At 70.6% G+C, this 24,450-nt stretch carries 21 protein-coding genes; 6 read left to right on the top strand and 15 right to left on the bottom strand.

Going from position 1 to position 24,450, the window contains the following annotated elements:
- Positions 1–3: 3 nt before the first annotated feature.
- The 10 genes from JOM49_RS11835 to JOM49_RS11790 all read right to left on the bottom strand — a co-directional run bounded on the left by JOM49_RS11835 (position 4) and on the right by JOM49_RS11790 (position 13,336).
- Complete coding sequence (locus JOM49_RS11835) at positions 4–1,119, bottom strand: uroporphyrinogen-III synthase (protein ID WP_209664344.1); 1,116 nt, start codon at positions 1,117–1,119, stop codon at positions 4–6.
- Entirely contained in the window at positions 1,116–1,451 is a 336-nt protein-coding gene (gene nirD / locus JOM49_RS11830; protein WP_308158717.1) for a nitrite reductase small subunit NirD, read from the bottom strand. Before nirD ends, JOM49_RS11835 begins: the two co-directional genes overlap by 4 nt.
- A 44-nt stretch (positions 1,452–1,495) precedes the next feature.
- Positions 1,496–3,997, bottom strand: a complete 2,502-nt coding sequence (gene nirB / locus JOM49_RS11825; RefSeq protein ID WP_209664342.1) for a nitrite reductase large subunit NirB — start codon at positions 3,995–3,997, stop codon at positions 1,496–1,498.
- Between the two features lie 30 nt (positions 3,998–4,027).
- Entirely contained in the window at positions 4,028–5,371 is a 1,344-nt protein-coding gene (locus JOM49_RS11820; RefSeq protein ID WP_209664341.1) for a nitrate/nitrite transporter, read from the bottom strand.
- An 18-nt stretch (positions 5,372–5,389) separates the two neighbouring features.
- Positions 5,390–6,829: an FAD-dependent oxidoreductase gene (locus tag JOM49_RS11815; protein WP_209664340.1), complete on the bottom strand. Its 1,440-nt coding sequence runs from the start codon at positions 6,827–6,829 to the stop codon at positions 5,390–5,392.
- On the bottom strand, positions 6,826–8,802 hold the full coding sequence (locus JOM49_RS11810; RefSeq protein ID WP_209671090.1) for a molybdopterin oxidoreductase family protein: 1,977 nt from the start codon (positions 8,800–8,802) through the stop codon (positions 6,826–6,828). The genes JOM49_RS11815 and JOM49_RS11810 overlap by 4 nt, the downstream gene beginning before the upstream one ends.
- A gap of 197 nt (positions 8,803–8,999) precedes the next feature.
- Positions 9,000–9,806: a TIGR02569 family protein gene (locus JOM49_RS11805; RefSeq protein WP_209664339.1), complete on the bottom strand. Its 807-nt coding sequence runs from the start codon at positions 9,804–9,806 to the stop codon at positions 9,000–9,002.
- Positions 9,807–9,848: 42 nt separating this feature from the next.
- Positions 9,849–11,027 (bottom strand): adenylyltransferase/sulfurtransferase MoeZ, encoded by a 1,179-nt coding sequence (moeZ, locus tag JOM49_RS11800; protein WP_209664338.1) that lies wholly within the window; start codon positions 11,025–11,027, stop codon positions 9,849–9,851.
- 108 nt (positions 11,028–11,135) lie between these two features.
- Positions 11,136–12,149, bottom strand: coding sequence for a DUF3152 domain-containing protein (locus JOM49_RS11795; protein ID WP_308158716.1), 1,014 nt, complete (start codon positions 12,147–12,149; stop codon positions 11,136–11,138).
- A gap of 203 nt (positions 12,150–12,352) precedes the next feature.
- Entirely contained in the window at positions 12,353–13,336 is a 984-nt protein-coding gene (locus tag JOM49_RS11790) for an alpha/beta fold hydrolase (RefSeq protein WP_209664337.1), read from the bottom strand.
- A gap of 121 nt (positions 13,337–13,457) precedes the next feature.
- Between JOM49_RS11790 and JOM49_RS11785 the strand changes: the two genes are divergently transcribed.
- Positions 13,458–14,087, top strand: coding sequence for a TetR/AcrR family transcriptional regulator (locus tag JOM49_RS11785; protein WP_209664336.1), 630 nt, complete (start codon positions 13,458–13,460; stop codon positions 14,085–14,087).
- Between the two features lie 365 nt (positions 14,088–14,452).
- On the opposite strand, the gene JOM49_RS11780 is transcribed toward JOM49_RS11785, so the two are convergent.
- Both JOM49_RS11780 and JOM49_RS11775 read right to left on the bottom strand, forming a co-directional pair.
- Complete coding sequence (locus JOM49_RS11780) at positions 14,453–15,337, bottom strand: alpha/beta fold hydrolase (protein WP_209664335.1); 885 nt, start codon at positions 15,335–15,337, stop codon at positions 14,453–14,455.
- Positions 15,334–16,239: an AurF N-oxygenase family protein gene (locus JOM49_RS11775; protein WP_209664334.1), complete on the bottom strand. Its 906-nt coding sequence runs from the start codon at positions 16,237–16,239 to the stop codon at positions 15,334–15,336. The genes JOM49_RS11780 and JOM49_RS11775 overlap by 4 nt, the downstream gene beginning before the upstream one ends.
- A gap of 74 nt (positions 16,240–16,313) precedes the next feature.
- On the opposite strand from JOM49_RS11775, the gene JOM49_RS11770 reads away from it, so the two are divergent.
- Both JOM49_RS11770 and JOM49_RS11765 read left to right on the top strand, forming a co-directional pair.
- Positions 16,314–17,069, top strand: coding sequence for a TetR/AcrR family transcriptional regulator (locus JOM49_RS11770; protein ID WP_372444001.1), 756 nt, complete (start codon positions 16,314–16,316; stop codon positions 17,067–17,069).
- Positions 17,066–17,395 carry a DUF4873 domain-containing protein gene (locus JOM49_RS11765; protein ID WP_209664332.1) on the top strand — a complete coding sequence of 110 codons (330 nt, stop codon included), beginning with the start codon at positions 17,066–17,068 and terminating at the stop codon, positions 17,393–17,395. The genes JOM49_RS11770 and JOM49_RS11765 overlap by 4 nt, the downstream gene beginning before the upstream one ends.
- Before the next feature lie 489 nt (positions 17,396–17,884).
- On the opposite strand, the gene JOM49_RS11760 is transcribed toward JOM49_RS11765, so the two are convergent.
- The 3 genes from JOM49_RS11760 to JOM49_RS11750 form a co-directional block, all read right to left on the bottom strand.
- Positions 17,885–19,132, bottom strand: coding sequence for a DUF418 domain-containing protein (locus JOM49_RS11760; RefSeq protein ID WP_308158715.1), 1,248 nt, complete (start codon positions 19,130–19,132; stop codon positions 17,885–17,887).
- A 148-nt stretch (positions 19,133–19,280) separates the two neighbouring features.
- Entirely contained in the window at positions 19,281–19,511 is a 231-nt protein-coding gene (locus JOM49_RS11755; RefSeq protein ID WP_209664330.1) for a DUF3107 domain-containing protein, read from the bottom strand.
- 55 nt (positions 19,512–19,566) lie between these two features.
- A complete protein-coding gene (locus JOM49_RS11750; protein WP_209664329.1) occupies positions 19,567–20,223 on the bottom strand; it encodes a ferritin-like fold-containing protein in 657 nt (218 codons plus the stop codon).
- A gap of 360 nt (positions 20,224–20,583) precedes the next feature.
- On the opposite strand from JOM49_RS11750, the gene JOM49_RS11745 reads away from it, so the two are divergent.
- Genes JOM49_RS11745 through JOM49_RS11735 form a run of 3 tightly spaced genes read left to right on the top strand, consistent with a single transcriptional unit; the run spans position 20,584 to position 24,450 of the window.
- Positions 20,584–22,218, top strand: coding sequence for a DEAD/DEAH box helicase (locus JOM49_RS11745; RefSeq protein WP_308158714.1), 1,635 nt, complete (start codon positions 20,584–20,586; stop codon positions 22,216–22,218).
- Positions 22,219–22,222: 4 nt separating this feature from the next.
- Positions 22,223–23,545, top strand: coding sequence for an Rv3212 family protein (locus tag JOM49_RS11740; RefSeq protein ID WP_308158713.1), 1,323 nt, complete (start codon positions 22,223–22,225; stop codon positions 23,543–23,545).
- Positions 23,546–23,553: 8 nt separating this feature from the next.
- Positions 23,554–24,450 (top strand): alpha/beta fold hydrolase, encoded by an 897-nt coding sequence (locus JOM49_RS11735; protein WP_209664326.1) that lies wholly within the window; start codon positions 23,554–23,556, stop codon positions 24,448–24,450.

The following is a 24,450-nucleotide window of genomic DNA, read 5'->3' as shown; positions in this document are numbered from 1 at the left end:
CGATCAAGCCATCCCCGCCTTCTCCACGGCCAGCCGGTAACCTCGCTTGACCACGGTCTGCACCAGTTTTCCCTCACCCAGCGAAGTGCGGAGCCTGCCGACCGCCGTCTCCACCGCGTGCTCGTCGCCGCCGCCGGGCAGCACGGTCATCAGCTGCCGCCGCGAGATCACCCGCCCCGGTTCCTCCGCGAGCGCCCGCAGCACCGCCAGTTGCGCGGGTGCCAGCGTCCGCAGTTCGCCGTCGACGACCACCGCCTGCCCACGCAGTTCCACTGTCCGCTCGGCCACCTGCCACCTCGGCGCCCGGTCCAGCAGTCCCTGCGAAAGCGTGCGTGCCAGCGCCCCGATGCGGGACCGTTCCGGCTGCACGATCGGGATGCCCAGCGCGGCGAACGGCGCGGCGGTGATCGGCCCGACGCAGGCGACCAGCACCCGGCGCGTCAGCGCCTCCACCAGCGCCGCGTACCGGCCGGTCCGCTTGGCCACGGCGAACATGCTCGCCGCGGCGGGTGCGCTGGTGAACGGCATCGCGTCGATCCCGCCCTCCAGCACGGAGTCCAGCAGGCGGTCCAGCGGTCCCGGATCGGCCGGGCCCACCCAGCGGTACACCGGGATCTCGATCACTTCGGCACCGGCGGAGCGCAGGGACTCCACGAAGAAGGGCAACGGCTCGCCGTGCAACTGCACCGCCACCCGCCGTCCGTCCACACCGGACTCCAGCAGGTGTTGCAGCAACTCCGCGTTGCTCTCCGAATCCGGTGAGTACACTTCGGACAACCCGGCCGCGCGCACCGCGCCCTTCGCCTTCGGCCCGCGTGCCATCACCGCGGCCCCGCCGAGCCTGGCGAGCACGGCGTCGCCGAGTCCCCAGCCCTCGGCGGCTTCGATCCAGCCGCGGAAGCCGATACCGGTGGTCGCCACCACCACGTCCGGTGCCTCGTCCAGCAACCGGCGCGTCGCGGCGAGCAGTTCCGTGTCGTCCGACAGCGGCACGATCCGGATCGCCGGCCCGTACCGCACGGACGCCCCCTTTCGCACGAACAGCGCCCCGAGCTCATCAGCCCGGCGCGCCGCCGTGATCCCGATGGCGAAGCCCGCCAGGGGTGGCAGGGCCGTCATGGCCCGCCCACCTCCACCGTGCCCGCGGCCACCCGCACCGGGTAGCAGGCCACCCGCACCTCCGGATCGTCCAGGCACTGCCCGGTCGACAGCTCGAAGCACTGCTTGTGCATCGGCGACGCCACCACCGGCACCCCGCCCCGGTCCCCGATGATGCCGCGCGAGAGCACCGCCGCGCCGCTGAACGGGTCCACATTGGACAAGGCGAACACGCCGTCGCCGGTGCGGAAGACGGCCACCTGCAAGCCGTCCGGCAGCAACGCGGCCACCCCGGCGCCGAGCGGCACCGTCTCGACCGGGCACACGGCCGTCCAGACTCGTTCCTGTGCCACCCGGGGGACGACCCCCGAACCCCCGACAAAAGAAGTCAACGCGGTCATCGTGCGGCCACCTCCGGCATTCCGAGAGAAACGGGCACGTTCTGCTCACGCTCGACGCGGAAGGAAATCGTCGGATCCGGGGTTCCCGGAGCGTTCACGAACGAGGTGAACCGCGCCAGTTTCTCCGGGTCCTCGAGCACGCCACGCCATTCGTCGGCGTAGGAGTCCACGTGCTTCTCCATCGCCGCGTCCAGTTCCTCGCAGATGCCGAGGCTGTCGTTCACGATGACGTCACGCAGGTGGTCGAGGCCGCCTTCCAGCTCCTCGATCCACGGTGCCGTGCGCTGCAACCGGTCGGCGGTGCGCACGTAGAACATCAGGAACCGGTCGATCGTCCGGAACAGTGTTTCGCTGTCCACATCGGACACCAGCAGCCGCGCGTGTCGGGGCGTGGTGCCGCCGTTGCCGCCGACGTAGAGGTTCCAGCCCTTCTCCGTGGCGATCACGCCGAAGTCCTTGCCCCGCGCCTCGGCGCATTCCCGCGCACACCCCGAGACCGCCGCCTTGAGCTTGTGCGGCGAGCGCAGCCCGCGGTACCGCAGCTCCAGTTCGACCGCCATGCCGACGCTGTCCTGCACCCCGTACCGGCACCAGGTGGAGCCGACGCACGACTTGACCGTGCGCAGCGACTTCCCGTACGCGTGCCCGGATTCGAAGCCCGCGTCGACCAGCCGGCGCCAGATCGGCGGCAGCTGGTCCACCGTCGCGCCGAACAGGTCGATCCGCTGCCCGCCGGTGATCTTGGTGTACAGCCCGAACTCCTCGGCCACCTCGGCGATCACCTTCAGCTTCGCCGGGGTGATCTCGCCGCCGGGGATGCGCGGCACCACCGAGTACGAGCCGTTGCGCTGGATGTTCGCCAGGAACCGGTCGTTGGTGTCCTGCAGGGTCACCTGCTCGCCGCCGAGGATGTGCCCGTTGCCCAGCGTCGCCAGGATCGAGGCCACCGCCGGTTTGCAGATCGCGCAGCCGGTCCCGGTGCCGTGCCGCGTGATCAGCTCGCCGAAGGTGCTGATCCGCGTGGCGCTGACGATCTCGAACAGTTCCGCGCGGGAGAAGGAGAAGTGCTCGCAGAGCGCCTTCGACTGCTCCACCCCGCACGAGTCCAGCAGTTTCGCCAACATCGGCACGCACGAGCCGCAGGCCGTGCCCGCCCGCGTGCAGGCCTTGAGCTTCGGCACGTCGGTGCACTCGTGCTCGAGGATCGCGTCGGTGATCGCGGCCTTCGTGACGGCGTTGCAGGAACACACCTGGGCGTCGGGCGGCAGCGCGTCCAAGCCGACCCCTTCACCACCGCCAGCGGGCGAGAGCATGGAGCCGGGTGACGCGGGCAGCGCGCGGCCGACGAACGACCGCAGCATCGTGTACTGCGAGGCGTCCCCGACCAGCACCCCGCCGAGCAGCGTCTTGCCGTCCTCGGAGACCACCAGCTTCTTGTAGTAGCCGTCGACCGAATCGGCGAAGGCGACCTCGCGGGCGCCCTCGGTGGCCGCGTGCGCGTCCCCGAAGCTGGCCACGTCGACCCCGAGCAGCTTCAGCTTGGTCGACATGTCCTGCTCGCCGAACTCGCCGTCACCCCCGAGCAGCTGCGCGGCGACGATCTCCGCCATCGCGTAACCCGGCGCCACGATGCCGTACACGCGGTTCTCCACCGACGCGCATTCGCCGATCGCGTACACCGCCGGATCGCTGGTGCGGCACCGGTTGTCGACCAGCACGCCACCGCGCTCGCCGACCTCCAGCCCGCTTTCCCTGGCCAGCTCGTCCCGCGGCCGGATGCCCGCCGAGAACACCACGAGGTCCAGGTCCAGCTCGGTGCCGTTGGCCAGCTTGGCGATGAGCCGGTCACCGTCCGGCTCGATCACCTTCGTCGACGTTCCCGTGTGGACGGTCACGTCGAGCGCGGTGACCAGCTCGCGCAGCAGCCCGGCACCCCCGTCGTCGACCTGCAACGGCATCAGCCGCGGGCCCATCTCCACCACGTGCGGTGAGAGTCCCATGTCCCGCAGGGCTTTCGCGGCTTCCAGGCCGAGCAGGCCACCACCGACCACCATCGCCGAGCGACGGCCGCGACCAGCCGCACCGGCGGCCTCGCGGATCGCGTCGAGGTCGTCGATCGTCCGGTAGACGAAGCAGCCCGGCAGGTCGTGCCCGGGGACCGGCGGGACGAACGGCTTCGACCCGGTGGCCAGCACCAGCGCGTCGTAGGGCTGCTCGTACCCGGCCGCGGTCCGGACCACCCGCCGCTCGCGGTCCACCGACACCACCGGATCACCGAGCCGCAGCTCGACCTCCGGGTCGTCGGCGTAGTCGGAACCGGGCAGCGCCAGCACCTGCGCGTCCCAGCCGTCCACATAGGAGGTCAGAGCCACCCGGTCGTACGCCGGGCGCGACTCCTCGGCCAGCACGACCACGCGCCAGTCGCTTCCGCCCGCTCGCACCGCTTCGACCAGCCGGTGGGCGACCATGCCGTGTCCGGCGACAACCAGTGTCCGCATTCGCTGCTCCTCCCTGGGATGCAAGATGGCTCAGACCCCGGCCCCGGCCAGTGCGGGGCTCGGCGAGCGCACGCCTTCGCGGCGCAGGTAGACCGCCCAGGTCACGCCCGCGCAGATCAGGTAGAACACGCCGAACGCGACGAAGGCGGGGACGCCACCGCCGGTGCCGGCGAACGACGCGCGGAAGCCGAGGTTGATGAACAGCCCGCCGATCGCGCCGATCGCGCCGGCCAGCCCGATCAACGCGCCGGAAAGCCGCCGGGCACGCAGCAGTTCGCCGGTCTCCGAGGCACCCTCTTCGATCGCCGACTGCGCCTTCGCCCGGAAGATCGCCGGGATCATCTTGTAGGTGGATCCGTTGCCCACGCCGGAAAGCACGAACAGCAGGATGAAGGCGGTGGTGAACAACGCCAGCGAACCGGCGTTCGAGGCGATGATCGCGCCCGCCGCCGCGACCGCCATGCCGCCGAAGGTCACCAGCGTCACCTTCGCGCCGCCGATCCGGTCGGACAGCATGCCGCCCACCGGCCGGATCAGCGAGCCGATCAGCGGGCCGAGGAAGGTCACCGCCGCGGCCTGCAGCGGGGTGCGGCCGAACTGGTTCTGCAGCACCAGGCCGAAGGCGAAGCTGTAGCCGATGAACGAGCCGAAGGTGCCGACGTAGAGGAAGGACATCACCCAGGTGTGCTTGTCCTTGACCACTTCGCGCATGGCCCCGGTGTCCCCGCGCACGCTGGCCAGGTTGTCCATGTAGAGGTAGGCGAGCACCGCGGCGAGCACGATCAGCGGCAGGTAGATGAACAGCACCACGCGCGGGGCCATCGCGCCCGCCGTGCCGATCACCAGCAGGCCGATCAGCTGGATCGCGGCCACCCCCAGGTTGCCGCCGCCCGCGTTCAGCCCGAGCGCCCAGCCCTTGAGCCGCTCCGGGTAGAAGGTGTTGATGTTGGTCATCGACGAGGCGAAGTTGCCGCCGCCGACCCCGCCGAGCGCGGCGACCAGCAGGAACGTGCCCAGCGAAGTGCCGGGTTCCATCACGATCGCGGCGAGCACGGTCGGGAAGACCAGCAGCCCGGCGCTGACGACCGTCCAGTTGCGACCGCCGAACTTCGCCACCGCGAAGGTGTAGGGCAGCCGCATCAGCCCGCCGACCACGGTCGGGGTGGACACCAGCAGGAACTTGTCCGCCGCCGAGAAGCCGTACTCGGGGCCCATGAACAGGACCATCACCGACCACAGCGTCCAGATCGAGAAACCGACGTGCTCGGCGAAGATGGAGAACCACAGGTTGCGCCGGGCCACCCGCTTGCCGGTGGACTCCCAGAACTCCGGGTTCTCCGGTTCCCACCGCTGGATCCAGCGTTTCGTCTGCATGTGTTGCCTTTCAGCCGTTCAGGAGGTTTCGGCGAGCCAGCCGGCGATGCCCCGCACGGCATCGGCACAGCCACCGCAGCCGGTGGTCGCCCTGGTCGCCGCGGCGAGCGCGGGCAGGTCGGTGGCCCCGGCGCGCCACTGCTCGACCAGGCGGCCCTTGGTCACCGAGTTGCAGCGGCAGACCACCGCGCTCGCCGGGAGGTTCGCCGGGTTCACCGACGGGGTGCCCGCCGCGTCCGGTCCGGGCAGCGCCCGGCCGAGCAGCAGCGCGAGCTTGTCCTCGGGCAGCCGGGCACCGCGGTCGTAGAGCTGGGTCAGGTTCGCGGCCGCGTCGGGGAGGCCGAGCACGATCGCGCCGGCCACCTTTTCCTCGCGCACCAGCAGTTTCGCGTACCGGCCCCGGGTCGAGTCGGACACGCTGAGCACCTCGGCACCGGCGGTTTCGGTGTCGCCGAACGCCGCCAGGTCCACGCCGCGGGCCTTGAGCCTGGTCACCACCGGGGTGCCCCGATAGCGCGCGGCGGTGTTCTCGCCGGTGACCAGGTCGGCCACCACGGCAGCTTGTTCCCAGGCGGGCTGCACCAGCCCGGACACCGTGCCCGGGTGCTGCGCGCAGTCGCCGATCGCGAACACCCGGCCGTCGCTGGTGCGCAGGGAGTCGTCGACGAGCACCCCGCGGTCGACGGCCAGCCCGGCTTCGCGGGCCAGCGCGGTGTCCGCGCGCACCCCGGCGGAGACCACGACGAGATCGGCCTGGACGTACGAACCGTCGTCCAGCTTGAGCCCGTCGCCGGGCAGGTACCGGGCGGCGGTCGCGCCGAGCCGGAACTCGATGCCCAGTCCCCGCAGGGTTTCCGCGAGCACCCGGCCGCCTTCGGCGTCGAGCTGGCGTTCCATCAGGTGCCCGACCGGGTGCACCACGGTGACCAGGTTCCCACGCCCGGCCAGTCCGCGGGCGGCTTCCAGGCCGAGCAGCCCGCCGCCGAGCACGGCCACCGGGGCGCCGACCTTGGCGGCGTCGAGGATGCGCTCGCAGTCACCGAGGCTGCGGAACGCGACCACGCCGGGCGCCACTTCACCGGTTTCGGTGGTCAGCCCCTCCACCGGCGGCATCCACGGCGCGGCACCGGTGGCCAGCACCAGCGCGTCGTAGTCCACAATGGACCCGTCCGCCAGCTCGATCCGGCGGGCCGCGCGGTCGATGCGGTCCACCGTCGTGCCCAGCCGCAGGTCGACGTCGTTCTCCTTGGCCCACTCGGAATCGTGCAGCCACACCGAATCCGTGCTCATGGTGCCCGCGACGACCCCGGACAGCAGCACCCGGTTGTACGCCGGGTACGGCTCGGAACCGAGCACGGTGAGCGTCACGCGCGAACCGTCCGCGTCGCGGCGGCGGATCTCCTCGGCCACCCTGGCCCCGGCCATGCCGTAGCCGATGACCACCACGTTCCGGGTCATTCCGCACCCGCCAAGCGGACTGCGCACACCTTGAACTCCGGCATGCGGCTGGTCGGGTCGAGCGCCGGGTTGGTCAGCAGGTTCGCCCGCTGCGCCCCGGGGAAGTGGAACGGCACGAAGACCAGGTCGGGCCGGATGGACGGGACGCAGCGCACCCGCGCCCTCACGGCACCTCGCCGGGATTCGACCGAAGCCCAGTCACCGTCAGCCAGGCCGGCACGAGCGGCGGTGTCCGGGTGGACCTCGACGAAGGCTTCGGGGACGGCGTCGGTGAGTTCGTCGATCAACCGCGTCTGCGCGCCGGATTGGTAGTGCTGAAGCACGCGACCCGTGGTGGCCTGCAAGGGATATTCGGCATCGGTCGGCTCGGCCGGGCCGCGGTGGTCGACCGGGTGGAACCGCGCGCGGCCGTCGGCGTGCGCGAACCGGTCGAGGAACACCCGCGGGGAACCGGGGTGATCGGTCTCGGGAACCGGCCAGTGCAGCCGTTCTCCCGCGCGCAGCCGGTCGTAGGTGATGCCGGAGTAGTCGGCGAGCCCGCCCTTCGAAGCGGCTCGCAGTTCTTCGAACACGGTGTCCGCGTCGGCCGGGAACCGGCCATCGGGTTGCCCGAGCCTGCTCGCCAGGCCCGACAGCACGTCGAGATCGGTGCGGACGCCTTCCGGGGGATCGATCGCGCGGCGGCGGAACAACACCCGCCCCTCGATGTTGGTCATCGTGCCCTCCTCCTCGGCCCACTGCGTGATGGGCAGCACAACGTCGGCGAGCGCGGCCGTTTCGGACAGCACCAGGTCGGCGACCACCAGGAAGTCCAGTGCGCCCAGCCGATCGGCGATGTGCGCGGACCGCGGCGCGGACACCAGCACGTTGCTGCCGAAGACCATCAGCCCGCGCGGGCCGTCCTCGGTGCCCAGCGCGTCGAGCAGTTCGTAGGCGGAACGACCGGGCCCCGGGAGGGAATCCGCCGGTACGCCCCACACCCCGGCGACGTGCGCCCGTGCCGCCGGGTCGTCGATGCGCCGGTACCCGGGCAGCTGGTCGGCCTTCTGCCCGTGTTCCCGCCCGCCCTGACCGTTGCCCTGCCCGGTCAGGCACCCGAAACCGGAACCCGCGCGCCCGGGCAACCCCAGTGCCAGCGCGAGGTTGATCCACGCGCTGACCATGTCGGCGCCACTGGCGTGCTGCTCGGTACCGCGTGCGGTGAGGATGTAGGCGTTGCGGGCGTTCGCCAGCCGGGCGGCGACCGCGCGCTGGTCGGCGGCCGAGACACCGGTGATCCGCTCCACCCGCTCGGGCCACCACGCCGCCGCGATCCGCCACACCGCGGCGAACCCCGCGGTACGTTCGTCTACATAGGACTGGTTGAGCAGGCCGTCGGCCACCACCGCGTGCAGGATGCCCAGTGCCAGCGCCAGGTCCGTGCCGGGCGCCGGCTGCAGGTGCAACTCGGCCAGCTCGGCGGTCGGCGTGCGGCGGGGGTCCACCACGATCAGCCCGCGCTTGAGGTACCGCGCGAACGGCGGCATGGTCTCGGCGGGGTTCGCGCCGACGAGCAGGATCGCGTCCGCTTCGGACAGATCGGCCAGCGGGAACGGCAGCCCGCGGTCCAGCCCGAACGCGCGCATCCCGGCCGCGGCCGCGGACGACATGCAGAACCGCCCGTTGTAGTCGACCTGCGAGGTGCCGAGCGCGACCCGGGCGAACTTGCCCAGCAGGTAGGCCTTCTCGTTGGTCAGCCCGCCGCCGCCGAACACCGCGTTCGCGTCGGCGCCGTGGTCGCGCTTCAGCTCGGTGAGCCGGGTGGCGACCAGGTCGAGCGCGTCGTCCCAGCTCGCGGGGCGCAGTTCGCCGTCGATCCGGATCAGCGGGGTGGTCAGGCGTGCCGGGGACCGCAGGAGCGCGCCCGCGGTCCAGCCCTTCTGGCACAGCCCGCCCGCGTCGGCGGGCGAGGTCTCGGTTCCGCGCACGGCCATCGCGCACTGCAGCGCGCAGTAGGGGCAGTGCGTGACCGTGCGGGCCCCGGTCAGCGGTGCTGCGGTCGCGGTCACAGTGCCCTCCTTCCCGACTCGGCCATGGACCGACGGTAAGGAGCGCGTGTTACTCGAAAACGACCGAATGTTTCAGGCGTTTGACATTGCCCGGACGATCGCGGGCCGGTGGCGGTGAACTCTCAGAGGAGCGCGCTGACTTCCCGGGCCGCCAAGCGCAGGCCATCCAGGGAAGACGGGCTGAAGTGCGGGTCGAGCGCGATGATCGCCAGGCGGAACAGTGTGGCGCGCAACACAAGCTGCGGCCACTCGGGCAGGTGCGCCCAGCGCTGCAGCAGCTGGGAGTCGGCCCCACCCCAGGCGAGCGCGTCCACGGTGGCCACCGCGGCACCCCACTCGGCGGGCCGGAAGTACGGCTCGAAGTCGACGATGCCCGGTGGTTCGTCACCGTCGAAGAGCACGCGGCCGAACAGCTCGCCGTGCACCAGCTGGTTCTGCCCGTGCACCGGGCGGCGAGCACCGGCGAGCACCTCGAACCAGCCGCCGCCCTTCCTCTCGTCGAGGTCGGGCTCCAGCTCTTCCCAGGCCATCCGGTCGGCGATCGCGTACACGTCGCGGCGGCTGTCGAGGAAATCCGGGCGCGGCTCGTGCGCGGTCGCCTGGTGCAGCTTCACCGCGGCGAGCACGAGTTCGTCGTAGCGCGGTTGCGGCGTGCCGGAGACGAACCGGCACGCCGCCCAGCCACCCACGATGGACCGGCCGTCGGTGGACCGGACCGGCCGGGCGACCCGCACGTCGGGCAGCGCGATGCGCTCCATCGTGCGAGCCTGCCACAGCGCCCTGGCCCGGTCGTGGACCGGCTTCAGCACCAGGTCACCACACCGCCAGCCGAACCCGGCAGGCATCGGCTCCGGGTCGGCGCCCTTCGCCCCGAACGCCGCAACGACGTGCGGCGGCGGAGGCTGGCGTCTCGGAGCCGGTGTGGTCACATCCCGCACGTTATCGCGCTCACGCGCGGGATCAAGGGATCTCTAATACGTCGGAAGGCTCGGGTCGACCTGCCTCGCCCAGGCGAGCACGCCACCGCCGAGGTGCGTGGCGTCCTTGAAACCGGCCTGGTGCAGGGCGGCCAGCGCCTCCGCCGACCGCGCACCCGACTTGCAGTGCAACACGATCGGCTTGTCCTGCGGCAGTTCGGCCAGCGCCTCCCCGGACAGGATCCGGTCCTTCGGGATCAGCTTCGCGCCCTTGATGTTCACGATCTCGTACTCGTGCGGCTCGCGGACGTCGATCAGCTCGAAGTTGTCGCCGTTGTCGAACTTGGCCTTCAGCTCGGCCGCGGTGATCGTGCTGTCCGACGCGGCCTGCTGCGCCTCGTCGGAGACCACCCCGCAGAACGCCTCGTAGTCGATCAGCTCGGTGATCTTCGGCGTGTCCGGGTCCTTGCGGATCTTGACCTCGCGGTAGCGCATCTCGAGCGCGTCGTAGCTGATCAGGCGGCCGAGCAGCGGCTCACCGATCCCGGTGATCAGCTTGATCGCCTCGTTCACCATGATCGACCCGATCGAGGCGCACAGCACGCCCAGCACGCCACCCTCGGCGCACGAGGGCACCATGCCGGGGGGCGGCGGCTCGGGGTAGAGGTCGCGGTAGTTCAGCCCGCGGCCGTCCGGCGCGTCCTCCCAGAACACGCTGACCTGGCCCTCGAACCGGAAGATCGAGCCCCAGACGTACGGCTTGCCGAGCAGCACCGCGGCGTCGTTGACCAGGTAGCGGGTGGCGAAGTTGTCCGTGCCGTCGACGATCAGGTCGTAGTCGCGGAAGATCTCCAGCGCGTTCGAGCTGTCCAGCCGATCGGTGTGCAGGTGGACCTTGACGTTCGGGTTGGTCTCGGCCAGCGACTCCTGGGCCGAGGCCGCCTTCAGCTTGCCCACGTCGCTCTGCCCGTGGATCACCTGGCGCTGCAGGTTGGACTCGTCGACCACGTCGAAGTCGACGATGCCCAGCGTGCCGACCCCGGCCGCGGCCAGGTAGAGCAGCGCGGGGCTGCCCAGCCCACCGGCACCGATGACCAGCACCTTGGCGTTCTTGAGCCGCTTCTGCCCATCCATCCCGACATCCGGGATGATCAGGTGCCTGCTGTAGCGGGCCACCTCGTCCTTGGTGAGCTCGGCGGCCGGCTCGACGAGCGGCGGCAGCGTGCCTGACATCGTGGTGGACCTCCATACTTCGCGCACGGTTCTCGCGTACCACTATCACTAACGCACGGGCGGCGCACGGTCTTCCCCCGGTCCACCTGCTGGGACGGGGTTTGCGGGTCAGCCCGCCTGCGCCCCGGGGTTCGGGTAGCTGTTCGGCTTGCAGACCTTGCCGTCGGCGGGCACCGAGTTCCGGTCGCCGCCGGGCACGTTGTTCAGCTTGGCCACGTAGTCGTTGTTCACGCCGAAGCTCTGCTGCATCATCACCGGCGCCAGGTCGCCGTCCTTGGCGCAGCCGGTGTGCCCGTGGCCCAGTGCGTGCCCGACCTCGTGGTTGATCGCGTACTCGCGGTAGGACAGCAGGTCCGAGCTGAACGCCTTGGCCCCGCGCACCCAGCGGGCGAGGTTGATCACCACCTGCTTGGTGTCGCCCTTGCGGCACGAGGCCTCGTACGGGATGGACGAACCGCAGATCGACTTCGCGGTGTCCGAAGTGGTCAGCGCCACGCTGAAGTCCGCGTTCGGGTCGCTGTTGTCCACCCGCTGCAGCCGCAGCTGCCCGCTGCCCGCCCAGCCGCGCGGATCCTTGGAAAGGATGCCCTGCACGGTGTTCGCGAAGGCGTCCTCGCCGCTGATGTCCTCCGGCGGGATGCCGTCCTCGATTTCGATGGTGTACTTCCACACCCGGCCCGCCGTGCCGAAGGGCTCGGTCTTGCCCGGCACCACGTGCCAGGTGCCCTGGCCCTTCTGCGTGTACGGCTTGCCCTCGGGCAGGTCGGCGGTCGGGATGTTGAGGTCCATCTGCGGCGCGGGCAGTTCGGCACCGGCGGGCGGGGCCTCGCCCTCGCCGTTGGTCCCGGTGCCCTCGCCGGCCAGCACGGACCCGGTCGGCGTCTCGATCAGGGGCGTCTCGGGCGGGCTGGTCGCGGTGTCGAACACCACCAGCGCGGTGATCACCGCGAGCACCGGCAGGGCGTAGACGCGCCAGCCGTAGGTCTTGGTGAGCTTGCCGACCTTGCCCTTGCGCTGGGGGGCCTCGGCCTCTTCCTCGCGCGGGCGCCAGGACGCGCTCAGTGGCTCCGCGGCGGTCCGCCTGCCGCCGGGGCGGTAACGCTCCTCGTCATCGGCGCGCACGGCCCGGCCGTGGCCGGTGGCGTACTCCTCCGACCGGTCCGGACGACGAGCCGACCGGGCTGCTGAGGGGTGCGGCGATCGTTCACCGCCACCTCGCGCACCATTCGACACCCGGTTCACCACGCGTCCAGGGTGCCATATCCAAAACGTTATGCCGTCGCCGACCGGCACAGGCCGCGCCGCCCTCGTCTCACCCGAACGGGTTACCAATCGCCGGTTTCAACCCGCTCCCACATGGCCAGTACCGCCTTCGCTACGGTGTTCGGCCGCTCCATCTGGGCCACATGGCCCGTTCGTGGGAGGACCAGGAGGCGGGCACGGGGCATCAGTGTCGCCGTGCGTGACGCACGTCGCACTGAAATCACCCGGTCTTTCTCGCCCCACACCACCAGGCTCGGCGCGCTCACCTTCTCCGCCGCCGCCCACAGCGACTCCGGCCCCCGGCTGAACCAGGCGCGGAAGATGCCGAAGGTGCTGCGGGCCATGGCGGGCGCCGCCCAGGCGAACTCCGCCCGCGCGTTGTGTTCCTCGGCGAGTTCGGCGAGGCGCTGCGCGGGAAAGGCGTCCGCGTTGGCGAAGCACAGCTTGATCACCTGCCGCGCGCGTTCTTCCGGCCCCAGCGCGGCCAGTGCCTGGCGGACGCGCTTGCCGACGAACGGCAGGTACGCCAGCGCCATCCGCGGATCGGACAGCCTGCGGTAGTCGAGCCTGCGGTCCGGCATGGCGGGCGAGATCAGCGTCAGCGTGCGCACCAGGTCCGGGCGCCGGGCGGCGACCAGCAGCGCGATCGCCCCGCCCATCGAGTTGCCCAGCAGGTGCACCGGTCCCTTGCCGAGGCCGTCGATGAACTCGGCAAGCAGCGCGGCGTGGGAGTTGAGGCCGAAGTCGAACTCCGCGGGCGGTTCGGAGAAGCCGAACCCGGGCAGGTCGACCGCGATCCCGCCGGCGAAGGGCGCCAGCAGGGCGGACAGGTCCGTCCAGTTGGTCGAAGATCCACCGAGCCCGTGCACGTAGACCGCGACGGCTTCGTCGGTGCCCGGGGTCCGGCGGACGTGCAGGTCCAGCCCGCCGACCGATTCGGTTTCCCCAGGCCACGGCGCCACGTGCGCGTCGAGCGGCGGCAACGGGGTGGTGGTCAGCGGCACGTGGGTGATCGGCGTTCTACCGGTGGAGGTCGTCGGCGGCACTGTTCCAGAATGCCTGATGTGGCCGGACGCTTGGCGTTTGGTGAGTACCGACGAGTAATGTCAGGGGGACGCTTCGGCCGTGGTGACCCCCGCGCGAGGCGGAGAAGGTCTGGAGGGACTGATGACGGAAGCGGCTCAAAGCACCCAGCGAACGCAGGTGCGGCTGCCTCGCACGGAACGGCGTGCCCAGCTGCTCACCGCCGCGCAGCGGGTGTTCGCCGCGAACGGCTACCACGCGGCGGCGATGGACGAGATCGCCGAGCAGGCCGGGGTCAGCAAGCCCGTGCTCTACCAGCACTTCCCCGGCAAGCTCGACCTCTACATAGCGTTGCTGGAGAGCCACGTCGACGAACTGGTGCGACGGGTGCGCGCGGCGCTGGACTCCACCGCGGACAACAAGCAGCGCGTCCCGGCCACGGTCGGCGCCTTCTTCGACTTCGTCAACGGCGACGCCGGTGCGTTCCGGATGATCTTCGAGTCGGACCTGCGCGGCGAGCCCGCGGTCCAGCAGGCGGTCGACCGCGCGACCTCGGCGAGCGTCGACGCGATCACCGAGACGATCACCTCGGACGCCGGCCTCGACGAGGACCGCGCGCGCCTGCTGGCCGTCGGCCTGGTCGGCCTGAGCCAGGTCAGCGCCCGGTTCTGGCTGGCCAACCACAGCTCCATCAGCCGCGAAGAGGCCGTCGCCCTGACCTCCACCCTGGCCTGGCGCGGCATCGGCGCCGGCTTCCCCCTACAACACCCGTAGTTGTCACGAATGTGCTTTCGAGACGCCAAACGTCTCGAAAGCCACATTCGTGACACTCGCCCACCCCAGCCGCACCCTCCCCAGCGCTCAATGCAATGAGTGGGGCATTACTTGCATCCATTGCAAGTAATGCCCCATTCATAGCGTTCGCCCCCACCGTCCCGAGCCCAACCGCCGCCCGGGCACTCCAGCCGAGGCCCCAGCGCAACCGCCGCCCGGGGCACCCCACCGGAGCATCCGCCCAGACCCCCCACCCCACCCCGGTCCACAGCCAAAAACACGGCGAAGGCCCCGATGTCAAGGCATCTTTCCCGCCTTGACATCGGGGCCTTCGCCGTAGTCACAATCAAAAACCGGGGCGGGGCTCAAACACCCGTCAGCACCGGCACCTTGGTCAAAGCCCGAACCCGCGCCGCCACCTCGTCCGCCCGTTCGTACGGCAGCATGTGCCCCGCCTTCGGGAAGTAGACGAACTCCGCTTCGGGCAGTTCGTCGGCGATCACCCTGGCGTGCGGGACCGGGCACAGCCGGTCCAGCTGCCCGGCGAGCACGACCGCCGGCGTGCCGCGGAGTGCGGCCAGCGCGAGCCGGCGGTCGTGCCGGGTGATCGCCTCCAGGAAGCCCGCGATGCTCGCGGGGTGCGCGCGCAGGGCCTGTGCCGAAACATCCAGCACATCGGCCCGTGCCGCGCCCCTGCCGAACGCGAGCCAGCGGGTGAACGGCGCCAGGAACCCCGGACTCCCTGGCAGGGTGTCCTTGCGCCGTCGTTCCAGCAGGTTCCTCACCCGCGGTTCGGCCCTCGTCACGCCGCGCCCGGCGAGGCCGGGCAGGCCGAGCGTGAGCCGGTTCATCTCGCCGGACGAGGTGGCCACGAAGGCCACCCCGGCCACCCGGCGTGAAACCAGTTCGGGATGCCGCTCGGCGAGCGCCATGATCGTCATCCCGCCCATCGAATGCCCGGCGAGCACCAGCCGGCCCTCCGGCACCACCGCGCCGAGCACCTCGGCCAGGTCGTCGGCGAGTTGCTCGATGGTCGCCGTCCCGCGGCGGGCCGGGGTGGACCGGCCGTGCCCGCGGTGGTCGTAGCGGAGCAGCCGCTGGTCCCGCAGTCGCTGGACGACCGGTTCCCAGCAGGTCAGGTCCTGCGTCCAGCCGTGCACCAGCACCACGGTCACCGCCGCGTCGTCCGGCCCGCTCAGCTCCAGGTGGAGCTTCGTGCCGTCGGCGGTGACGAGTTCGCGCGGGCTCATCGGGCCGGGAGGAGGAAGGACTTCTTCCAGAAGTACATCCCCGGTTTGCCGACCAGCCCGGACTCCTGCAGGAACGGCATGATCTTCTCGCCCGCCCAGCCGATGGTCTGCTGCCAGTGCGGGTTGTTCAGCGCGGCTTCGACCCCGTCGCGCGGCCGGATGCCGACCGCCTTGTAGACGTGCGGGTTGATGAAGGCACGCGTGACGAAGTACGAGATCAGCGCGATCAGGAACTGCTGGTAGACCAGCTCGGCGCGGTTCAGCTTCGCCATGCCGCGGGTGACCTCCTCGCGCGCGAAGGTCACGTGCCGCGCCTCCTCCAGCACGTGGATGCGGTTCACCATGCGCACCAGCGGCTGGATCTCCGGGTCGTTCATCTGCTCGCGCTGCAGCCGGTCCAGCACCTCCTCGGCGACCAGGATGGCGCCGTAGCGGGCGGGGCCGTAGCTGATCGCCGGCAGCACCTTGGCCAGCTGGCGCAACGCGGGCACCGGCCCGTACGCCGGGCAGCCGATCCGGTCGGCCAGCCGCGCGAACATCGTCGAGTGGCGGCACTCGTCGGCGACCTCGGTCAGCGCGTACTGCGCGTGACTGGAGGTCGGGTCGGTGTCGTAGACCTCCTTGAGCAGCATCTGCATCAGCAGGATCTCGAACCAGAGCCCGGTGGTCGCGACGCTGGCGATCTCGTGCTTGCCGAGTTCGATCCGCTGCTCGGGGCTGAGCTTCTCCCACAGTTCCGTGCCGTAGAGGCTGGAACGGTTCTCCGGGATGTAGTGCTTGCCCGGCACCAGTGGCGCGTCCCAGTCGATGTCGACGTCAGGGTCGTAGAACTTGTTCGCCGAAGACTTGAGCAGTCGTTCCGCGGTCTTCTCCCGACCGGCGTCCTTGAGCGTCCGCGTCATTGCCGACCTTGCCTTCCCACACCCGCACTTGTGTGTAACTTGAGGTAACAGTTACCTCTGGTAGCATGCGGAACATGGTCGGCCGTGTCAAGCGCAACAGCAAGCAAGCCAGCAAGCCGTCTTCGAGCGAACCGGAGACGGGCGACGCCCGCCGCGACCGCTGGCGCAAGCACCGCATCGCCCGGCGCGCGGAGTTCGTCGAGGCCGCGCTGCGAGCGCTGGACGAGCACGGCCCCGACCTCGGCATGGAACACGTCGCCGCGGAGGCGGGCGTAACGAAACCCGTGCTGTACCGGCACTTCGAGGACAAGGCCGACCTGTTCGTCGCACTCGGCCAGCGCGGCACGAACATCCTGTTCGAGCGCCTGATCCCGGCGATCAACGCCGAACTCGCGCCGCTGCCGCGCATCCGGATGGCGCTCGACGCGTTCTTCGGGGTGATCGAGGAACACCCGAACCTGTACCGCCTGCTGGCGCGCGGTTCGTGGCCGGACAAGCCGGTGGACTCGGACGTGGTCGCCGAGGACAAGGAAGTGATCGCGACCGCGCTGACCGCGCTGCTCGGCGACTACATGCGGATGTTCAGCATGGACTCGGGCGCGGCGGAGCCGTGGGCGCACGGGATCGTCGGCCTGGTGCAGAACACCGGCGAGTGGTGGCTGGAACGGCGGTCGATGAGCCGGGACAGCGTGGTCGAATACCTGACCCAGCTCATCTGGGCGGCGATCGACGGGCTGCTGCGCCAGCGTGGCGTGGTGGTCGACCCGAACCTGCCGCTGGAGCAGAACAAGGTCGTGCAGATGGCACGGGGAAAGGAAGACTCGGCGTGAGCGAACACGACGACGAAGACGGCTACACCGGCGACGCGACCGTGGTGGTCGGCGAGACCGAACTGGCCGTTCGGATCCAGCTGCGCGGCCACTTCCAGCCGATCGACGGCTACTACCACTGGTACGGCCGCATCAACGCCTCCGAGGAACTCTCCACCCTGCTGGGCGGGAAGAAGACCAAGGCGGAAATCCGCACCCCGGACGGCTCGGCCCCCTGTGAACTGTCCGATCCGGACCCCTGGGACCGGTACCGCATCATGGGCACCAGCACCCCACCCTTCCACGTCCCCAAAACCCTCGCCGAAATCGAAGCCGCCACCGCCTGACCCCCCTGTCACGAATGTGGCTTTCGAGACATCTGGCGTCTCGAAAGCCACATTCGTTACACCGGCCGCGCCCCACGAACGCAGAACTCGGCCTCCCCAACGTGAGGTTCAGCTTCCCGAACGTGACATTCGGCTATCTGAACGTGGGGTTCGGCTTCCTGAACGTGGGACTCGCCCACCCGCCCCCGGCCCGGCGAGTCCCACACTCATGCATCCGAACCGCACGTTCAGGAAGCCGAACTCCACACTGGGGCAGGTGAACCCCACACTCGCGAAGCCGTGAAAGCCACATTCACGGCACCCATCGCCGCCAACGAACACAAAAGGAACCCGGCGGCGGAAGGTGACCGGAGACGCCACCCATCCCTCCCCATCCCCGGTCCAAAGCCCAGAACACGGCGAAGGCCCCGATGTCAAGGCATCTTTCCCGCCTTGACATCGGGGCCTTCGCCGTAGTCACAATGAAATACCGGGGTGGCCCCCAAACAATCAAAAACGTCGAGGAATCAGCTTTCCCGGCCACCTCGAAGCCTGGTGCAGCACCCATTCCAGCGGCCCTCGCCCCACCCACTTCTTCCAGGCGACCGCGAAAACCACGGCGACCCCGCCGAACCAGAGCCAGTGCGTGAGGCTGAACGCGTCCTTTTCCCGGAACAGCAGCCAGATCGCCACGAAGTGCCCGGCGTACGCGGTCAGCGCGATCGAACCCAGGTCGGCGATGGGCCGCAGGAGGCGGCCGTACCGGCGCACCAGCAGCAGGCACCCGCCGATCACCACGCCCGCCACGCCGATGCAGCCGACCAGGTCGAACGGGGTGTACGAGTGTCCGTTCGCGACGAATTCCCAGGCCAGCGTGGTCGTCGGCGGGGTACCGAAGGACTGGTTCACGTTCAGGTCGTAGAACTCCGCGGGGCTCATGCCCGCCGCGCCCGCGGCCGGGATCAGCGAGCGGTAGATCTCCTCGCGCCCGCCCAGCACGTCGGTGGCCAGCCACGACGAGGTGTACGCGATCGCCGCGGTGATCGCCCCGCCCGCGACCAGGCGACGGCACACCAGGTCCGAGCGCAGGTTCATCCGCCCGATCGCCATGCCCGCGAAGATGTACGCCATCAGGCTCAGCGCCGGGAACGTGCCGGTCAGCAGCAGGACCTGCAGGATGTAGTCGAACGACGCGGTGCTGAACGTCTCGACCGTCGCGTCCGGGATCCACAGCACCAGGTCGCGCGGCGCGATGTGCGACCGGATCGCGAACGACAGGAACGGCATCACCGTCGCGCAGAACGCGGCACCGGCCAGCAACGCCGGGATACCGAGGCGCAGGAACGGGATCGCCAGCACGAAACAGGCCCCGTAGTAGGCCAGGATGACCAGGTACCCGGTGTGCAGGTTGGTCAGGAACAGCCCCAGCGCGATCAGCAGCGGCGCCCTGGTCAGCAGCCGGAGCACCACCTGCGCCCACGGCCGCCCGGTCTTGGGCACCTCACCGCCGGACATCAGCGCTATCGACACCCCGGCGAGCACCGCGAACAACGCCGCGGACCGGCCTTCGAACGGCAGGAACGCCAGGTTCAGGCCACCGTGCGCGGGGTGCGGGCCGACGTGCACCGCGTACATGCCGAGCACCGCGACGCCTCTGGCGACGTCGACCCCGCTGAGCCGCGGCGTGCGCCGCTCGGGGAGGAGGGTCCGATCATCGAGCACGCCGGCGCGTGCCTCTGCCGCAGTGACGCCGTCCACCTCATTTCTCCGCATCGCCGGGCCGCGGGTCCCCCAAGAACCTCGCAACAGTGTGCCCTGCGTAGCTGAGACGGCGCTAAGAGTGTGGCAAAAATAACGAATTGAACACTTCCGGGGGAAGCCGCTGGCGGCCTCCCCCGGTCAGCGACTATGCGCCGACGGCGAAGCCGACCTTGCGCGCGTCGTTCGGCGCGATTTCGACGTACGCGATGCGGTCGGCGGGCACCAGGAACTTGCGGCCCTTGTCGTCGGAGATGCGGAAGAGCCCGTCGGCGGCGTTGAGCGCCTCCGACACCAGCTTCTCCACCTCCTCGGCGGACTGGCCGCTGGACACCACGAGCTCGCGTGGGGTCTCCTTGATGCCGATCTTGACCTCCACCTGGGACCTCCGCCTGGATCTGGGATGACTGCGTGAACACACCTTCCCAGCCAGGCTAGCCGAGCCCGAGCACCTGCATCCGCTTGGTGTGACCCTGCTGGAGCCGCCGGAACAACTGAGCAATGCCGGAGAGGTCACCCGATCCGCTGACGATCAACTCGGCGAGGCCGTCGCGCTCGGCGACCACGTACTGCGCCTGGGTCAGCGCCTCACCGAGGAGCCGGCGCCCCCACAGCGCGAGCTTGTCGCGCTGGGTGCGCTCGGCGCCGATCGCGGCGGCGACCTCCTGCTCGGCGAACGCCGAGTGCCCGGTGTCGGCCAGCACGGTCAGCACCAGGTCCTTGGTCTCCGGGTCCAGCCAGTGCGCGATCTCGCGGTACAGATCGGCCGCCAGCCCGTCGCCGACGTAGGCCTTCACCAGTGATTCCAGCCACGATTTGGGGGCGGTCGAGGCGTGCCAGGCGTCCAGCGGCCGGACGAACGGTTCCATCGCCCGCTCGACCGTCACGCCGTGCCTCGACAGGTACGCCGACAGCTGCTCGTAGTGGCCGATCTCGGCGGCCGCCATCCGCGACAGCGCGGCCCGCCCGCCCAGCGTGGGGGCCGATCTCGCGTCCTCGGCGAGGCGGTCGAACGCGGACAGCTCGCCGTACGCGAGCACCCCCAGCAGATCGACGACACCCTCGCTGATCTTGTCTTTTCCGTCGGTCACGGGAGTGAGCGTAGTCGCCCGCAACGGGTGACAGAGATCACGTGGCGGGCGCGGCGTGTAGTCGTTCCCGGAATCAGGCGGGGTACACTTCGCGTTGGATCAAGAGGATCTGCCGCACCACGATGGCGCATCCCCCGACGGAAAGACGGGGCCGGACGCGCCGGGGTAGCGGTGACATGTGTGCGTACGCCTCCACACCGACGGCATTCCCGCGAAGTCAGAACCCGCGGTCGAGTGTCACGAAGCCAGGCAGTGCGCGCTGGTACGAGAGAGGCGATCACCCTGACCGCAAGCGAAAACCAAGCAGAAACAATCACTACCGGTAGCGATCCGGTCGCGCTGGAGCACAGCGAGACCGGCGTGCCGGAGATCGAGGCGGCCCACCCGCTCCAGGCCGGCGCGCCCGTAGAGCCCGAAGCACCCACGTTCGCCGAGTTCGGCGTGCGCCCGGAGATCGTGCGCGCGCTCGCCGAGAGCGGGATCGAGCGCACCTTCGCCATCCAGTCGCTCACCCTGCCGCTGGCGATGGCCGGCGACGACCTGATCGGCCAGGCCCGCACCGGTATGGGCAAGACGCTGGGCTTCGGCGTGCCGCTGCTGCACCGGATCGTCACCCCCGGCGACGGCACCCCGCAGGCGCTGATCGTGGTGCCGACCCGTGAGCTGTGCGTCCAGGTCGCCCGCGACCTCACCGACGCCGGCAAGCACCTGGGCATCCGGACGCTGGCCATCTACGGCGGCCGTCCGTACGAGCCGCAGATCGCCGCCCTGCGCAAGGGCATCGACGTGGTCATCGGCACCCCGGGCCGCCTGCTCGACCTCGCCGAGCAGAAGCACCTGGTGCTGGGCAAGGTCCGCAACCTGGTGCTGGACGAGGCCGACGAGATGCTCGACCTCGGCTTCCTGCCGGACATCGAGCGCATCCTCGGCATGGTCCCCGACGAGCGTCAGACCATGCTGTTCTCGGCCACCATGCCGGGCCCGATCATCACCCTGGCCAGGACCTTCCTGACCCAGCCGACGCACATCCGCGCCGAGGAGAACGACGCCGGCGCGGTGCACGAGCGCACCACCCAGTTCATCTACCGGGCGCACTCGCTCGACAAGACCGAACTGATCGCGAAGGTGCTGCAGGCCGAGGGCCGCGGGCTGTGCATGATCTTCACCCGCACCAAGCGCACCGCGCAGAAGGTCGCCGACGAACTGGCCGAGCGCGGGTTCGCCGCCGCGGCCGTGCACGGTGACCTCGGCCAGGGCGCCCGTGAGCAGGCGCTGCGCGCGTTCCGCTCCGGCAAGGTCGACGTGCTGGTCGCCACCGACGTCGCCGCTCGCGGCATCGACGTCGTGGACGTCACGCACGTGATCAACTACCAGACGCCGGAGGACGAGAAGACCTACGTCCACCGCATCGGCCGCACCGGCCGCGCCGGCAAGACCGGCGTCGCGGTCACCCTGGTCGACTGGGACGACGAAGCGCGCTGGAAGTTCATCTCGGACACGCTCAAGCTGGACATGCCCGAGCCGGTCGAGACCTATTCGACCTCGAAGCACCTGTTCAGCGACCTGGGCATCCCGGAGGGCGCGTCCGGCAGGCTGCCGCTGGCCAAGCGCACCCGCGCCGGGCTGGCCGCCGAGCCGGAGGAGAACCTCGGCGGCAAGCGCCGCGGTCGCTCCGAGACCGAGTCCACGGTCAAGCGCACCCGCCGCCCGCGCCGCCGCACCCGCGGTGGGGCCGACGCGGCCGCCGAGATCGAGGCCGCGGACGCCGCCGCCCAGGGTGGCGACGCCGAAGCCGGTGGTACCGAGGAGCGCCCGCGCCGCCGCCGCACCCGCAGCAACGCGGGCAGCAGCAAGCCGAACGGGGACGCCTCGGCCACCAACGAGAAGCCCGAATCGGCGGCGGGCGAGAACGGCGAGCGCCCCGCGCGGCGTCGTCGCCGCCGTCGCGCCGGTGCCTCGGCCAACACGGCCGACACACCCGCTTCGGCAGACTGAGCACGTGCCTGAGTCCCACCCCGAACCGGTAGGTACCGAAGACGTGCTGGCCGCCTCCACCGAGACCCGTCCCGGGTCTCACCCGGAGGCGGCCACTCCGGCGAAAAAGCCGGTCAAAGCCCGCAAATCGCCGTGGAACCGCGGCCGAGACAAGGCGATCGCCGCCGGTCTCGTGGTCGCGGTGCTCGTCGGTGCCGCGGTGGTCTGGCTGACCAGTGACAGCCGCGCCACGGTCTCGGAGACCGCGGCCGCCGCGCCCACCTTGCCGGACGCGCCCACCGAGGTGCCCGGCACGCTGACCGAGCTGTGGCAGGCGCCCAGCGCGGCCACGCCGGTCCCGGTGGCCGAAGGCACCGCGGTGGTCACCGGCCAGGGCGGCGAAGTGGCCGGACGGGACCCGATGACCGGCGAAGTGCGCTGGCGCTACGCCCGTGACCTGCCGCTCTGCACGATCTCCGGGGTGTGGTCGAAGGCGGTGGCCCTGTTCCACAAGGACCGCAACTGCAGCGAGGTCACCCAGCTCGACCCGGGCACCGGCAAGCGGACGGCCCTGCGCAACGGGGACGCCGAACTCGGCACCCAGCTGGTCGACGACGGCTCGCACGTGACGACCACCGGCAAGAAACTGCTCAACACCTGGCGCGACGACCTGGTCCGCAGCGTGGAGTACGGCGAGGTCCCGGCGCTCGTGAACCCGGGCAAGCAGCCGCGCACCGGCTGCGTGTTCTCGTCCGTGGCCGCGGGTTCGGGCAAGGTCGGCGTGGTCGAGCAGTGCCCGGAGGACCCGGCCGACCGGCTGACGCTGATGAAGTCGACGCCGAAGGAGAGCGACCAGCCGGAGGTGTCCTACAGCTCGGTCACCGCCGGGCGGTCGGTGCGGCTGCTGGCGATCTCCGGTGACTCCACCGCGATCGCGCTGCCCGAGCAGAACCTGCTGGTCATCTACGACCAGGACGGCAACCAGCGCACCGCCTACCCGCTGGAGCTGCCCGCCGCGGACGTGGCGGCACCGCAGGGTCCGGTGCAACCGGTGACCAGGGGCACGCGCGCCTTCTACTGGTTCACCGGCTCGAAGACCATGGCGCTGGCCAGGGACAACCTCAGTCCGCAGTGGACGCTGAACGGCACGCTCGGCCCGGCCGCCGGGTTCGCCGGGCAGCTGGTGGTGCCGATCCCCGGCGGGCTCGCGGTGATCGACGAGACCACCGGCCGCACGCTGCGCACCATCGGCGTGGACCGGCACGGCTACACCGGCCCGGTCCGGCTCGCCTCGATCGGCCCGGTCCTGCTGGAACAACGCGGCGACACACTGGCCGCTCTGCGTTAGGGGAACGCATGGGGATCCATCCGGGACTGGCCGACGGCACACCGCCGCGGCCGTCGCAACTGTGGCCGCACCACGCGGAACGCACCGAGTTCACCGGCCCGCACGGGCCGATCGCCGCGTTGCGCACCACCGGTGCCGCGACGGCGACGGCGTTGCTGGTGCCGGGTTACACCGGGTCCAAAGAGGACTTCGCGCCCCTGCTCGATCCGTTGGCGGACGCGGGTTTCCAGGCGGTGGCGATCGACCTGCCGGGGCAGTACGAATCACCGGGGATCGACGACGAAGCCGCCTACACCCCGGCGAACCTGGGTGCTGTGGTCGCCGATCTGGTGGCTGAGCTGGGCCCGCGTCCGGTGGTGTTGCTGGGGCATTCGTTCGGCGGCCTGGTCGCGCGCGGCGCGGTGCTGGCCGGCGCGAGGGTCGCCGGGTTGACGCTGATGGACAGCGGCCCCGGCCAACTCCCCGACGGCGGCCGGCGAGCCGCGCTCGGCCTGGGCGAACCGCTGCTGCGCCGGCACGGACTGGCCGCCGCGTACGCGGTCCGCGAGGAGGTCAGCTCGCGGTTCCCCGCCTGGGCGCTGGTCCCGGACGAGGTCAAGGCCTTCCTGCGCAAGCGCTTCACCAGCTCCAGCGCGGCCGGCCTGCTCGGCATGGCCGACGTGCTGCGCAACGAGCCGGACCGCGTCGACGAACTGGCGAAAGCGCTGCAGGACAACGACATCCCCGCGCTGGTGGTGGCGGGCGAGAACGACGACGCCTGGAGCATCCCGAGTCAGGGCAAGATGGCCGAACGCCTGGACGTGCCCTTCGCCCTGGTCCCCGGCGCCGCCCACTCACCCAACACCGAGAACCCCGACGGCCTGCTGGCCGCGCTGGTCCCCGCCTGGCGCGCCTGGACCGCCTGA

The sequence above is a fragment of the Amycolatopsis magusensis genome, from assembly GCF_017875555.1.
GTDB classification, from domain to species: Bacteria; Actinomycetota; Actinomycetes; order Mycobacteriales; family Pseudonocardiaceae; genus Amycolatopsis; species Amycolatopsis magusensis.
The sequence above is the reverse complement of the archived record's forward strand: the minus strand, read 5'-3'. Positions and strand labels throughout refer to the sequence as shown.